At 69.5% G+C, this 11945-nt stretch carries 10 protein-coding genes; 1 reads left to right on the forward strand and 9 read right to left on the reverse strand.

The window, feature by feature from the left end:
* Nucleotides 1-7: 7 nt before the first annotated feature.
* From AVCA_RS09990 to AVCA_RS10015, 6 genes are read right to left on the reverse strand one after another with little or no spacing between them, the layout of a single operon-like run.
* Nucleotides 8-694 carry a peroxiredoxin-like family protein gene (locus AVCA_RS09990; RefSeq protein WP_012700778.1) on the reverse strand — a complete coding sequence of 229 codons (687 nt, stop codon included), beginning with the start codon at nucleotides 692-694 and terminating at the stop codon, nucleotides 8-10.
* Complete coding sequence (locus AVCA_RS09995) at nucleotides 691-2022, reverse strand: LLM class flavin-dependent oxidoreductase (protein ID WP_012700779.1); 1332 nt, start codon at nucleotides 2020-2022, stop codon at nucleotides 691-693. The genes AVCA_RS09990 and AVCA_RS09995 overlap by 4 nt, the downstream gene beginning before the upstream one ends.
* A 58-nt stretch (nucleotides 2023-2080) precedes the next feature.
* Nucleotides 2081-3151: an alkene reductase gene (locus AVCA_RS10000; protein ID WP_012700780.1), complete on the reverse strand. Its 1071-nt coding sequence runs from the start codon at nucleotides 3149-3151 to the stop codon at nucleotides 2081-2083.
* A gap of 23 nt (nucleotides 3152-3174) precedes the next feature.
* The gene (locus tag AVCA_RS10005) at nucleotides 3175-4164 is read right to left on the reverse strand and encodes an ABC transporter substrate-binding protein (protein ID WP_012700781.1); all 990 of its coding nucleotides are present in this window, start codon (nucleotides 4162-4164) and stop codon (nucleotides 3175-3177) included.
* The gene (locus tag AVCA_RS10010) at nucleotides 4151-4543 is read right to left on the reverse strand and encodes a 4Fe-4S dicluster domain-containing protein (protein WP_012700782.1); all 393 of its coding nucleotides are present in this window, start codon (nucleotides 4541-4543) and stop codon (nucleotides 4151-4153) included. The genes AVCA_RS10005 and AVCA_RS10010 overlap by 14 nt, the downstream gene beginning before the upstream one ends.
* Nucleotides 4540-6177: an FAD-dependent oxidoreductase gene (locus AVCA_RS10015; protein WP_012700783.1), complete on the reverse strand. Its 1638-nt coding sequence runs from the start codon at nucleotides 6175-6177 to the stop codon at nucleotides 4540-4542. The genes AVCA_RS10010 and AVCA_RS10015 overlap by 4 nt, the downstream gene beginning before the upstream one ends.
* Before the next feature lie 506 nt (nucleotides 6178-6683).
* Here AVCA_RS10015 and AVCA_RS10020 point away from each other — a divergent pair.
* Nucleotides 6684-8954 (forward strand): molybdopterin guanine dinucleotide-containing S/N-oxide reductase, encoded by a 2271-nt coding sequence (locus AVCA_RS10020; RefSeq protein ID WP_012700784.1) that lies wholly within the window; start codon nucleotides 6684-6686, stop codon nucleotides 8952-8954.
* A 129-nt stretch (nucleotides 8955-9083) separates the two neighbouring features.
* On the opposite strand, the gene AVCA_RS10025 is transcribed toward AVCA_RS10020, so the two are convergent.
* From AVCA_RS10025 to AVCA_RS10035, 3 genes are read right to left on the reverse strand one after another with little or no spacing between them, the layout of a single operon-like run.
* Nucleotides 9084-9992 carry an alpha/beta fold hydrolase gene (locus AVCA_RS10025; RefSeq protein WP_012700785.1) on the reverse strand — a complete coding sequence of 303 codons (909 nt, stop codon included), beginning with the start codon at nucleotides 9990-9992 and terminating at the stop codon, nucleotides 9084-9086.
* The gene (locus AVCA_RS10030; RefSeq protein WP_012700786.1) at nucleotides 9982-10935 is read right to left on the reverse strand and encodes a TauD/TfdA dioxygenase family protein; all 954 of its coding nucleotides are present in this window, start codon (nucleotides 10933-10935) and stop codon (nucleotides 9982-9984) included. Before AVCA_RS10030 ends, AVCA_RS10025 begins: the two co-directional genes overlap by 11 nt.
* 17 nt (nucleotides 10936-10952) lie before the next feature.
* The gene (locus tag AVCA_RS10035) at nucleotides 10953-11945 is read right to left on the reverse strand and encodes an ABC transporter substrate-binding protein (RefSeq protein ID WP_012700787.1); all 993 of its coding nucleotides are present in this window, start codon (nucleotides 11943-11945) and stop codon (nucleotides 10953-10955) included.

An 11945-nucleotide genomic window follows, 5' to 3' on the forward strand; every position in this document is an offset into this window, starting at 1 on the left:
CTGTCGTTCAGGGCGTGGCCCGGAGGGCCCGCGGTGCTTCCAGCAGCGCCCGGACCGCCTCCAGGATGGGGAGCGCTTCGGTGCGCACCAGCCAGTCGGGGCTCACCTCGGCGAAGTGCACGCGCCGGTCGCGGCCGATCACGATCGCCGCCGGCTGCGGCAGCTCCCAGGTACCGGTGCCGGTCAGCGCGCCGATGCCCGGTCCCTTGGCCAGGGAAGCCCGGCGGGAGGGCTCGTCGAATTCGTAGAGAATCCCGAAGCGCCGGCCCAGGGCGTTGTCCCGGTCGCTGGCCACTTCCAGCGTCAGCCCGTGGCGGGATTTGATCTCGCCCAGGCGTTCCGGAATCTGCGGGCTGACCGCCACCAGGGGCACGCCCCATGCGTGCAGGATCGGCTGGAGGTTGCGCTGGTAGTAGGGGATGGCGATGTTGCAGGCCGGGCAGCCGGCGAAGCGGAAGAACACCAGCACGGCGGGGCCGTTGGCGACCAGCTCGTCCAGCGTCAGGCGGCCGCCCTCGACCCGCAGCAGTTCGAACGGTTCGACCCGCTCGCCGGCCTTGACGAAGCGCTCCGCTCGAGCCTCCTCGACCAGGCGGCGGCGCTGCTCGACGTTCACCCGCAGCGCCGCCGGGTCCCAGGTCCGTTCCCGTTCGGCGTGCAGTTCGGCCAGCAGGCGGTTGAGGGATTCGCTCATCTCGCCGCTCCCGCTTCGTCGCGCACGCTGTAGCGGTTCGCCGGCACCGGCAGACGCAGGTTGTCGCGCAGGGTCCGGCCGCTGTATTCCCGGCGGAACAGGCCGCGCGCCTGCAGGACCGGCACGACCAGCTCGACGAAATGCTCCAGGCCGTCCGGCAGCAGCGACCTGACGATGAAACCATCCGCCGCGTCCTTCTCGAACCAGTGCTGCAGGGTGTCGGCGACCTGCTCGGGAGTGCCGGCGAAGGTCCGGTCGGGCAGGGCGAAGCGCAGCGCCACCTCGCGCAGGCTCAGTCCTTCTTCGCGGGCGACTCGCCTGATGCGGTCGGCGCTGCCTTTATGGCTGTCGTCGCCGTCGTCGATATCGGGGAAGGGCTCGTCGAGCGGGTAGCGCGAGAAATCGTGGTCGTCGAACGGGCGGCCGAGGGCGACGAGGGCGTCCTCGATGGACACCAGGTCGACGGCCTGCCGGTAACGCCGCTCGACCTCGACGGGATCGCGTCCGACGATCGGGCTGATGCCCGGCAGGATCGAGAGTTCCCGCGGGTCGCGGCCGTGAGCGGCGGCACGCGCCTTGAGGTCGCGGTAGAAGGCCTGGGCTTCGTCGAACGAGCCCGGGTTGGTGAAGACCGCGTCGGCGTTCTGCGCCGCGAAATCGCGGCCGGCCTCGGAGATGCCGGCCTGGAAGATGACCGGCTGCCCCTGGCGCGAACGGGCGATGTTCAAGGGACCCTTGACGGCAAAGAACTCGCCCTGGTGGTTCAACGCGTGCAGCTTGCCGGGAGCGAAGAATTCGCCGCTCGCCTTGTCGCGGACGAAGGCATCGTCCTCCCAGGAGTCCCACAGTCCTTTCACGACCCCGACATGTTCCCTGGCGATCCGGTAGCGCACGGCATGCGCCGGATGCTCGGCCCTGCCGAAATTGTCCGCCGTGCCGGACAGCCAGGAGGTCACCACGTTCCAGCCGGCCCGCCCGCCGCTGATGTGGTCGAGCGAGGCGAACTGGCGGGCGACGTTGAAGGGCTCGCTGTAGCTGACCGTGACGGTGCCCACCAGGCCGACGTGCCGGGTCACCGCCGCCAGCGCCGAGAGGATGGTCAGGGGCTCGAAGCGGTTGAGGTAGTGCGGACTGGATTTCTCGTGGATGTGCAGGCTGTCGGCGATGAACACGAAGTCGAACTTGCCCGCCTCGGCGACCTGGGCCTGCTGCCGGTAGAACTCGAAATTGACGCTGGCGTCGGCCAGGGCCTCGGGGTGCCGCCATTCTCCCCAGCCATGGCCGACCCCATGGATCATGGTGCCCAGCTTGAGTTGTCCCGTACTCATGCTTTCTTTGCCTCCTTGTATGTAAGGGTGTGCCCGCGCGGGCGCGGCTGGACGGCGTTCAACCGACCGCCAGGAAGGGGTAATCGATGTAGCCGTGCTCTTCGCCGCTGTAGAAGGTGGCCTCGTCCGGCGGATTCAGGGGCGCTTCGCGGCGCAGGCGCTCGACCAGGTCGGGATTGGCGATGAACAGCCGGCCGAACGCGACGAAATCGGCGCGCCCCTCCGCCAGCGCGCGGATCGCCCTGGCGCGGTCGAACTCGCCGGCGAGGATGAAGGCGCCGCGGAACAGTTGGCGCAGGCGCGGCGCCAGGCGCCGGGCCGGCTCGACGCTGTCCGGTTCGATCAGGTGCAGGTAGGCGATGCCGCGCGCCTGCAACTGTTCGGCGACATGGGTGTAGAGCGCGGCGGGATCGCTGTCGCCGATGCCGTCCACCTCGAAATGCGGCGAAATGCGCACCCCGACCCGGCCGGGGCCGAACACGCCGATGACGGCGTCGACGATTTCCAGCAGCAGGCGCGCCCGGTTCGCCACGCTGCCGCCGTAGTCGTCCTGGCGCCGGTTGCTGCCGTCGCGCAGGAACTGGTCGATCAGGTAGCCGTTGGCGGCATGGATTTCCACGCCGTCGAAGCCGGCCAGCAGCGAGTTGCGCGCGGCCTGGCGGAACTCCTCGACCAGCGCGGGGATTTCCGCGCGCTCCAGCGCCCGTGGCACGGGGAAGGGTTGCGGTCCCTGCGGGGTTTCCACTTCGCCCTGTGCGGCGATGGCCGAGGGCGCGACCGGCAGGGCATTGCCGGGCAGGCGGCCCTGGTGCGCCTTGCGGCCGAGGTGGAAGAGCTGCTGGAAGATCCGCCCGCCGGCGGCATGCACGGCGGCGGTCACCGCCTTCCAGCCCTCGACCTGCTCGGCGGTGTGGATGGCCGAGCCGCCGGGGCGGCTGACGCTGTTCGGCGAGACATGGGTGGCTTCCGAGACGATCAGCCCGGCGCCGGCGCGCTGGCTGTAGTAGGTGGCCACCCGCGGCAGCGGGACGCGGCTCTGCACGTCCGAGCGCGCCCGGCCGAGTGGGGCCATGACGATACGGTTGGCGAGCGCGAGGTTGCCGATCTGGCCGGACTGGAAAATGCTCATCGTTGCGATCTCCTGAAAAGGACTCATGGGCGGCCGGAGGCCTGGACCCGGGACGGGGCGGGTAGAAGCGGTCCGTCGGCCGCCTCGTTGAAACTCCTGTCGAAGCCCTGCGAAACCTCGATTCGCTTGCCGGTGATGCCTTCCTCGAAATACAGGTCGGCGGTCGCCTGCAGACCCTCGATCAGCGCATCGTCGATCGGGACCCGCTGGAAACGGGTATTCCTGGCCGACTCCAGGTGCGTCTCGCGGGACAGGCCGGTGACCCTGGACTGGGCGGCGGCGTAGGCGTCCGGATGCTGGTTGGCCCATCGATAGGCGCGCTCCAGCCGCTTCACGAAGTCCGTGAGTTGCGGGCGTTTGTCCTCGATGGCCTGGGCGGTCGCCGCCAGATAGAAGTTGTTGCTGAGCAGGTGGCTGCCGTTGACCAGCACCCGGGCGCCCTGGGTGATGGCGATGGCGGTGTACGGGTCCCAGGTCGACCAGGCGTCGGCGCCGCCGCTCTCCAGGACGCTGCGCGCGTCGCTGGGCAGCAGGTTGACGAAGCGTACGTCGCTGCTTTGCAGTCCCGCCTCGCGCAGGGCCTTGAGCGCCAGGAAATGCCCGATCGAGCCGCGTCCGGTGACGATGCGCTTACCCTTCAGGTCGGCGACGCCGTGCAGGGGCGAGTCCTTGGGCACGATGATCGCCGTGCTCAGGCGGCCGGCCGCATGGACGATGCAGACGACCTTCAGCGCTGCACCGCTGCCCAGGGCGAAAACGTAGGGCGCGTCGCCCAGGCCGCCGACATCCACCGCGCCGGCGTTCAGCGCCTCGCCCAGCGGCGCGGCCGCCGGAAATTCGGAGAACTGGATGGCGTAGGGCACCTCTTGCAGTTCCCCGGCCGCCTCCAGGAGCAGCTTGATGCCGGATTTCTGATTGGCCACCCGCAGGGCTTGCAGGTTCTGCGCCCAGGCGATTCCCGAGCAGGACAGCAGCCCGGCCAGGGTGAGACAGAGACGGCTAGCGTTTTTCATCGGCTTCTCCCGTGGCGCCCGGGATGGCCGGCGACAGCAGGCCGTAGCCCAGGGCGAAGATGGCGTCCATGCGCCAATGCTGGTTGGCGTAGCGTGGGTCGGCGGCCCATTCGTCCCAGCCGGAATCGCGGCGGTACTGGCCGAGCAGGCCCGATTCGCGGATCTCGTGGGCGTCCAGGGCTACCGGGTGCTCGCAGTCCGGGTCGACGTAAAGCGCGTCGGCCGTGCAGTACAGCTCGCACATGAAGCAGGTCTGGCAGGCCGTCTGGTCCCGGATGAGGGGCTTGCCGTCCGTATCCAGGCCCAGGACGTTGCCCGGACACAGGCGCACGCAGCTTCCGCAGCCGGAACAAAGGTCCTTGAAGATCAGCTCGATCATGCGTTGTGGCTCCTGTTCTCGAAGTCCGTCCAGGTGCTTGCCGGCAGTCCGTCGCGACGCACCCAGGGCCGGTCCAGGCCGCCGCTGCGCAGGTGCAGGTCGAACTCCACGCGTTGCGCCGGCGCATCGCTGCGCTGGTGCAGGCCGCGACTCTCCTGGCGTTCCAGGGCGGCGCCGTAGCACCAGCGGGCCACTGCCGCCAGCGCGGCGGTTTCCCGCACGCGCAGGGGATCGCCGCCGTGACCCTCGGGAGCGTGGCGCAAGCGGTCCCAGACGTTTTCCAGTTCCGCCAGCGAACGATCCAGTTGGCCGCCGGAGCGGAACAGGTTCTTGTCGTAGGGGTGCATTTCCTCCTGGATGCGTCGCACCAGGGTCCGGTTGTCGGGAGCCTTGTCGCCCTGCCGGCGCGGCATGCCGATCCCGCCCAGGCCGAGCAGCAGGCCCCGGCGTGCGAGGGATGCGTTGCCGCGCGCATGGCGGGCCGCGCCCTGGCCGGCCCATTGCCCGGAGGACAGCGCCCAGGCCGCGTTCACCGCGCCACCGCCGGAAACCGCGCCGGTGACCGGCTCCCGGCTGGCCGCATCGCCGGCGGCGAACAGGCCCGGCACCCCGGTCTGGCAATGCGCGTCCACGACCCGCAGGCCGCCCACGCCGCGAATGGTGCCCTCGGCATGCAGCGTCACCGGGAAGCGGTCGCGGTAGGGGTCGATGCCGCGCCTGGCGAACGGCAGCATCAGGTTCGGCTGGACGTAGGGCAGGCGCGCGCGCAGCGCTTCCGGGACGCGTTCCAGCCGGCAGTACACGGGGCCCTGGAGCAGCGCGCGGGCCAGGGCGTTGGTGAAGTCCGGGCCGGGCACTATGCCCAGCGGCCGCCCGGCGTCGTCGAAATAGCTGCCGAAGGTGTAGACCATGGAGCGGGTCATGGTGCTGTCCAGCGGAGCGATGCAGTAGTAGCTGGAGAACTCCATGCCGGACAGCTCGGCGCCGGCCTCCACGGCCATGAGATGGCCGTCGCCGGTGTTGGTCTGGCTGCCGAGCAGGCGCGAGAGGAACCCGCAGCCGCCGGTCGCCACCACCACGGCCGGGGCGCGCACCTGCCAGTCGCGCCTGGCCTGGCGCTGCCAGCCGCGCGCGCCGGCCAGTCTTCCGTCGGCGTTGCGCAGCAGTTCCAGGGCCGGGCTCTGGTCGAGGATGGACACGCCGTTGTCCTCGGCCAGCCGGCGCATGCCGCGCATGTATTCCGGGCCGCGCAGGCCGCGATACTGGGTCACGCCCCGTTCGTCGCGGGGAAAGTCGTAGTAGCCGGCCAGGGTCGGCAAGGTGCGCCAGGTGCAGTCGAGAATCCGCGCCATCCACTGCGGATCGGCTAGCCCCAGGGCGCCGGCCAGGCGTTTGTCGATGGCGGCCCGGCGTTCCTCGGGCGCCACCCACCAGTGTCCGGGGCCGGCCGTCGCGGTGACGCCGCTGGCGCCGCACCAACCCTTGTCGGCGAGGATCACCCGCGCGCCGGCGCGGGCCGCCGCGACGGCGGCCCAGGTTCCGGACAGACCGCCGCCCAGCACGAGCACATCGGCCTGCAACTCCAGGCTCTGGCTGGCCCCCGTGGCACTGTAGAAACTCGAGGCGGCGCACATCGGCGTATCTCCGGTAATGAGTGGCAGTTCGTTACTGCCTCCACCGGAGAGGGGGTCGGCTGGTTACAACCGTATGCCCCTGAAAAGTGACTGTGAAATTGTTTTTGGTTCTATGATTATTATTAATTTTTTGAATTTTATTTTTTTAAAAATAAAAACTTTGTATGTGTTTGGGCGAGTGGGGGAAGGCGGGGATCGCCGTGCTGCGGGCGGGCTTCCGCTGCCCTGTTCATCGTTGCCGGGGCAAGCGCCGGAGTGCCGGTAGCTTCGACCGGGGATGACGGCAACCCCGGTTTCACGAGGCGCTCGGCCTGTCCGAAACGGAGTATGGAAGGCACCTGCTGCGCACCCATGGGCGCAGGCATCATTATTATGAAATTGCATAATAAACATATTATTTATTTGTATTTAGCAGTTCGAAAGCGCTGCCATAGGCTTGCCCGTCGCGCCTTTGAGGCGTTTTGCCCGCCGCGAACCCGCTTTCCCGAACTGTCTGGCGAACGACGATGACTTATACCTCGCTGCATTGGGGCGCCTACCGGCCCCTGGTCGAGAACGGCCGCCTGGTGGAGATGCGTCCGGTGCCCTGGGACCGCGATCCGTCGCCCATCGGCGCCTCCCTGCCGGGCGCCATCGACTCGCCCAGCCGGATTCGCCGCCCGGCCGTGCGCCGGGGATTCCTGGAGCGGCCGGGCGGCAGCGGCGAAGGACGCGGGCGGGAGCCCTTCGTCGAGGTCGACTGGGATACCGCGCTGGATCTGGTCGCCGCCGAGCTGCGCCGGGTGCGCGGCGAATACGGCAACCGGGCGATCTTCGGCGGCAGCTACGGCTGGAGCAGCGCCGGCCGCTTCCACCATGCGCAGAGCCAGTTGCATCGCTTCCTCAACGGCTTCGGCGGCTACGTCTCCAGCCGCGACAGCTACAGCCTGGGCGCCGGGCGCGTGCTGCTGCCGCACATCGCCGGCGACATGGACTGGCTGCTGGCGCGGCACACCTCCTGGGACAACCTGGCCGAGCATTGCCAACTGTTCGTCGCCTTCGGCGGCCTGCCGCTGAAGAACGCCCAGGTCAGCCCCGGCGGCGCCAGCGATCACCTGCTGCGCGAGGCCATCGACAGGCTGTCGCGGGCCGGCGTGCGCTTCGTCAACCTCAGCCCGCTGCGCAGCGACCTGCAGGGCGCGGCCGACTGCGAGTGGTGGCCCCTGCGGCCGGGCAGCGACACCGCGCTGATGCTGGCGCTGGCCTATGTGCTGGTCGACGAGGGTCTGCACGACCAGGCTTTCCTGGCGCGCTACACGGTGGGTTTCGAACCTTTTCGCGATTACCTGCTAGGGGTCGTCGACGGCCAGCCGAAGGACCCGGAGTGGGCCGCGGCGCGCACCGACATTCCCGCGCCGCGCATCGTCGAACTGGCCCGGCGCATGGCCGCCGGCCGCACCATGATCAACGTCGCCTACGCCTTGCAGCGCGCCGTGCACGGCGAACAGCCGTTCTGGATGACCCTGGTGCTGGCCTGCCTGCTGGGCCAGATCGGCCTGCCCGGCGGCGGCTTCGGCCTGGGCTACGGGGCGATGAACAACACCGGCAGCGGGCGCAAGCCGTTTTCCGGCCCGCGCCTGGAGCAGGGCACGAACCCGGTGCGCGATTTCATTCCCGTCGCGCGCATCGCCGACATGCTGCTGCGGCCGGGCGCGCCGTTCGACTACGACGGCCGGCGCCACCGTTACCCGGACATTCGTCTGGTGTACTGGGCGGGCGGCAACGCCTTCCATCACCACCAGGACCTCAACCGCTTCCTCCACGCCTGGCGGCGCCCGCAGACCATCGTGGTCCACGAGCAGTACTGGACGGCCCAGGCCAAGCATGCCGACATCGTCCTGCCGGCGACCACCGCACTGGAGCGCGACGACATCGGCAGTGCCAGTTCGGACCGTTTCATGCTGGCCATGAAGCGCGCCATCGAGCCGGTCGGCGAGGCGCGCGACGACTACCGCATCTTCCTCGACCTGGCCGGGCGTCTGGGCTTCGCCGACCGCTTCGGCGAGGGCCGCGACACCTTGGACTGGCTGCGCCACAGCTACGAAGGCTCGCGGCAGCGCGCCAGGGAGCAGGGCATCGAACTGCCGGACTTCGAGGTCTTCTGGGCCGAGGGCTGCTTCGAGGTGCCCCGCCCGGCGCAGCAGACCATCCTGCTCGAGGAGTTCCGCGACGACCCCGAGGCCCACCCGCTGGGCACGCCCTCCGGTCGGCTGGAAATCCACTCCGAGCGCATCGCCGGCTTCGGCTACGCCGATTGCCCCGGCCATCCGGTCTGGTTCGAGCCGCCGCCGCCCAGCCATCCGCTGCACCTGATCTCCAACCAGCCGAAGACCCGCCTGCACAGCCAGTATGACCACGGCGCCTACAGCCGGGCCTCGAAGATCCACGGCCGCGAGCCGCTCACCCTGCATCCGCGGGACGCCGCCGCCCGCGGCATCGCCGACGGCGACATAGTGCGGGTGTTCAACGAACGCGGCGCGCTGCTGGCCGGCGCGATCCTCAGCGAAGACATACGTCCCGGCGTAGTGCAACTGGCCACCGGCGCCTGGTACGACCCCGTCGATCCCGCCGAGCACAATAGTCTGGAGAAGCACGGCAACCCCAACGTGCTGACCCACGACGTCGGCGCCTCCAGCCTGTCGCAGGGCTGCACCGCCCATAGCGCGCAGGTGGAGGTGGAGCGCTGGAGCGGCGAAGCGCCGCCGGTGACGGCGTTCGAGCCGCCGCGCTTTCGCTAGGGGCTGTACGAAAGTCGTCGAGCGAAGGTCGGGCCAGGCAAGAGTTGGTGAGGAAGAAGGGCCTGCGCGCGGTGAATGAGCATTCCGAACCGGTTTTCAACGACGCATCCAGCGAGCGCAGGCATTTTGCTACAGAGCCCGGTTTCCCGCCTGCCCGGGCGTTCCCAGCCAGTCCAGCACGGCCGCGCTCACCGTTTCCGGGGCTTCGCGCTGGGGGAAGTGGCCGACGCCCGGCAGCAGCAGGCGCCGGTAGCGGCCGACGAACAGGGAGGCATCCGCCGAGGTGGACGGATCGTTGCAACGGTCGTCCGCGCCGTGTAGCACCAGTGTCGGGACCGGGATGGGCAGACCCTGGGCGAGGCGGCCTTCCCAGGTCGCATGGGCCGGATCGCCCGCGGCGAAGCCCCAGCGTTGCCGGTAGGAATGCAGGGTCACGGCGATCCAGTCCGGGTTGTCGAAGGCCTGCGCGGCCGCTTCGAACAGGCTGTCCGGGAACGCCCAGCCGGGGGACCAGGACTGCCACAGGTGACGGCACAGGGCGCGCGGGTCTTCGCGCAGCGCCGCCTCGCCGCGCGGCAGGGCGAAATACCAGTGGTACCAGTAGTTCTGCGCCTGGCGCAGGCCGAGCGGGGCGGGCGGCGCATGGCCGACCGACAGCGCGACCAGCCGCTCGATCCGCTCGCTGCGCAAGGCCGCCAGCGCGTAGGAGGCGCGGGCGCCCCAGTCGTGGCCGATCAATGCGAAACGCTCGATGTCGAGGCCGTCGGCGAGGGCTTCCACGTCGGCGGCGATGGCACAGGCCTGACCGCTGCGCGGCGTGTCCGGGGCGAGGAAGCGGTTCGGCCCGAAGCCGCGCAGGAAAGGCACCAGCGTGCGCCAGCCGGCGGCGTTGAGCGCCGCCACCAGGTCCGACCAGCCCAGGATCGAGTCCGGCCAGCCATGCAGCAGCACCGCGACCGGCCCGTCCGCCGGGCCACTGTCGGCGTAGTGCAGGTGCAGACGCGCGGTACGGAGCTGGCGCAATGCCTCAATAGCCATAGGCGACCCTGGATTCGACACCCAGGCCGCCGACTTCGGCCAGGGTGTTGGCCACCGGCGCCCGGCTGCCCTGGGCATTGAAGGTCACCCGCTGGTTGACCCGACTGTGCGGCCAGTAGTCGGCCAGGGCGTAATGCTGGGTGGCGAGGTTGTCCCAGATGGCGATGCCGTTGCGCTGCCAGCGGTGGCTGTGGACGAATTCCGGCTGTTTCAGCCACTCGCAGAGAAAGCGCAGGATCTCGCGGCTTTCCTGAGGGGGAACATCGTCGATATTGCGGGTGAAGGTTTCGTTGACGTAGAGGATTTCCTTGCCCGACTGCGGGTGCTTTTGCACGACCGGATGGCTCACCGGCTTGAAGCGGCGGATCGAGTTGAGAAGGACTTCCTCGCCCAGGTTGGCCAGGTAGTTGCGCCACTGGCTGATTTCCCAGGTATGGGTGGCGCGCAGGCCGCGCAGGTATTCCTGCAGCCCCGGCGACAGGGCGGCGAACGCCTTGCTCATGCTCGCCCAGGCGGTGTTGCCGCCGTTCGCCGGGATTTCGACGAGCTGGATCGCCACCCCGGCGGGCGGCTCTTCCAGCCAGGTCAGATCGCTGTGCCAGTGGTCCACCGAGGCCGGCCGCCGGGCGTCGTTGGCCAGTACCTCGATCTGCGGATGACTGTCCTTGCGCGGGAAGTAGGCGCCCTGGGCCACCGGGCCGAACACCGAGGCCAGCTCCAGGTGCTGTTCCGGGGTCAGTTCCTGGGGTGTCAGGAACAGCACCTCGAAATCCCGCAGGGCCTGGCGCAGTTCCTCGCGGACCGGCTCATCCAGCGGCCGCGACAGGTCGATGTCCACCTCGGCGGCGAAGTCGGGCATCTGCGGGCGAGGGCGGATGTGCCGGTAACGCTGTTCGATGGGGACCGGCTCGACGACCGATTTGGCGTGCTTGTAGTGATACATGGCTGGGCTCCTGCCGTTCAGGCGAAGACATCGAGGAAGGGTTGCGGATCGAAGTAGCGGGCGGCGGGCAGCGGGTCCTGGATCGCCCCGACCTCGCGGTTGAAGGCGGTCACCCGGTCCAGCCAGGCTTGCACCGAACCGTCGCGGTAGTAACGCGGCCATTCGCGGCTCGGGTACCAGGTGATCAGCGCGTGCTGGCGGCGCAGTTCCGCCAAGTCGAATTCCTTGTAGTGGCTCGCGGCGAGGATCTTCAGCGCCTCGTCGGGCTGCTCGACCAGCAGGTCGTTGGCCCGTGCCCAGCCGCGGATGAAGCGTTGCAGCAGATCGGGCCGGCTGGCGTGCAGCTCGTTGCGCGCCGACCAGCCGTCCACCACCGTGGCGTCCGGGTAGTCGCCGGACTGCGCCAGCAATGCGGCCTGCGGCCGGCGCTGGCGGATCGGCACGTCGAAGGGCACCCACAGGGAGGTCGCCGGTACCGAGCCGGCGATGAACGAGGTCACCGCCTGGTCGAGGCGCTGGTGGACGATTTCCACGTCCTTGGTGCTGTCCAGCCCGGCGGCGAGCAGCGCGCGGTGCAGGAAGAAGTGGGCGGTGGTGCCGCGCGTGGTGGCGACCTGCCGGCCCTTGAGGTCGGCCAGCGAGCGGATGCCGGCCGCCGGATCGGCCCAGATCTGCGCGATCCCGGTTTCCAGCGCGTTGACCAGGAACGCCTTGCCCTGGCCGCGCGCCGGGAAGTTGGAGATGACCGCGCCGGTCGTCACCAGGTCGACGCTGCCACCGGCCAGCGCCTGGTAGGCCTCCAGGCCGGTGACGAAGCGTATCGGCTCGATCTCGATGGCCTGTGCGGACCAGGCGCCCAGGTGCTCGCCCAGCCACAAGTGGGCGTCGGCGGACAGGGTGTGCAGGTATCCGACCTTGAGCTTCTCGCGCGGCGCGGCGAGCAGCCGGGACGGCAGCGAGGCGGCGGCGCCCAGGGCCAGGGCGCCTTGCAGCAGGGATCTGCGTTTCAT

This window comes from Azotobacter vinelandii CA (assembly GCF_000380335.1).
Classification (GTDB): domain Bacteria; phylum Pseudomonadota; class Gammaproteobacteria; order Pseudomonadales; family Pseudomonadaceae; genus Azotobacter; species Azotobacter vinelandii.

What these genes read in the sequence shown, in the direction of transcription:
- AVCA_RS09990 (WP_012700778.1), bottom strand. Translation starts at nt 694, where the DNA reads ATGAGCGAATCCCTCAACCGCCTGCTGGCCGAACTGCACGCCGAACGG.
- AVCA_RS09995 (WP_012700779.1), bottom strand. Translation starts at nt 2,022, where the DNA reads ATGAGTACGGGACAACTCAAGCTGGGCACCATGATCCATGGGGTCGGC.
- AVCA_RS10000 (WP_012700780.1), bottom strand. Translation starts at nt 3,151, where the DNA reads ATGAGCATTTTCCAGTCCGGCCAGATCGGCAACCTCGCGCTCGCCAAC.
- AVCA_RS10005 (WP_012700781.1), bottom strand. Translation starts at nt 4,164, where the DNA reads ATGAAAAACGCTAGCCGTCTCTGTCTCACCCTGGCCGGGCTGCTGTCC.
- AVCA_RS10010 (WP_012700782.1), bottom strand. Translation starts at nt 4,543, where the DNA reads ATGATCGAGCTGATCTTCAAGGACCTTTGTTCCGGCTGCGGAAGCTGC.
- AVCA_RS10015 (WP_012700783.1), bottom strand. Translation starts at nt 6,177, where the DNA reads ATGTGCGCCGCCTCGAGTTTCTACAGTGCCACGGGGGCCAGCCAGAGC.
- AVCA_RS10020 (WP_012700784.1), top strand. Translation starts at nt 6,684, where the DNA reads ATGACTTATACCTCGCTGCATTGGGGCGCCTACCGGCCCCTGGTCGAG.
- AVCA_RS10025 (WP_012700785.1), bottom strand. Translation starts at nt 9,992, where the DNA reads ATGGCTATTGAGGCATTGCGCCAGCTCCGTACCGCGCGTCTGCACCTG.
- AVCA_RS10030 (WP_012700786.1), bottom strand. Translation starts at nt 10,935, where the DNA reads ATGTATCACTACAAGCACGCCAAATCGGTCGTCGAGCCGGTCCCCATC.
- AVCA_RS10035 (WP_012700787.1), bottom strand. Translation starts at nt 11,945, where the DNA reads ATGAAACGCAGATCCCTGCTGCAAGGCGCCCTGGCCCTGGGCGCCGCC.